The sequence below is a fragment of the Brevibacillus jepli genome (assembly GCF_047229145.1).
Lineage (GTDB): Bacteria > Bacillota > Bacilli > Brevibacillales > Brevibacillaceae > Brevibacillus.
The window spans coordinates 1-586 of sequence record NZ_JBFEFW010000103.1 but is presented as its reverse complement, the minus strand read 5'-3'; the positions used below and the strand labels follow the sequence as shown (position 1 = coordinate 586).

The following is a 586-nucleotide window of genomic DNA, read 5'->3' as shown; positions in this document are numbered from 1 at the left end:
AAGAGGTTTATGCGGACTGCTCCGACGTCATTTTTCATGACTTTTGGATCGGGGATCAAACGAGAGCCGCGCTTATCTACATCGATGGTCTTACAAATACCGAAGAAGTCGATCAGCATGTTCTGGCGCCGTTGCAGCAAAGTTTTCATCATGAACCTACCTTGTTGAATATGCGCAAAAAAATCGCGGTTTCCTCTATCAAACAGGTGGAAACAATTGCTGATGTATTTACTGAAATATCCGACGGAAATCCGGTCCTGTTTCTCCCTGTTTTTATCACGCTTTTCCTGCTTGTTATCGTGCCGATCACTACTGACCTGCAATTGTCGAATCTGTTTCCGATTATGGGAGAGGGGATCAGGCCTTCGATAGAGGGAGCTTTTGTGTTGCAAACCTGGTATAGCGAAATGATCATCGCATCGATCTTCCTTCCTTTTGTAGCCGATCAAAATAATGCAAATAAGAACGTCTTGAGAAGTTTGTTGGCGATCATGGCGACGCTCGTCATTTAGTTGAGTCCGTATAATTGTGTAAAAACAGCATCTCTCTAAAAATAAGGGAGCCATTTTCAATCCCCCTCGGTTAG

General features: G+C 43.9%; 1 protein-coding gene. It reads left to right on the top strand.

Going from position 1 to position 586, the window contains the following annotated elements:
- On the top strand, nt 1-512 hold a 512-nt coding region (locus tag AB1L17_RS31465; protein WP_412848843.1), incomplete at its 5' end, for a GerAB/ArcD/ProY family transporter.
- Nucleotides 513-586: the final 74 nt, after the last annotated feature.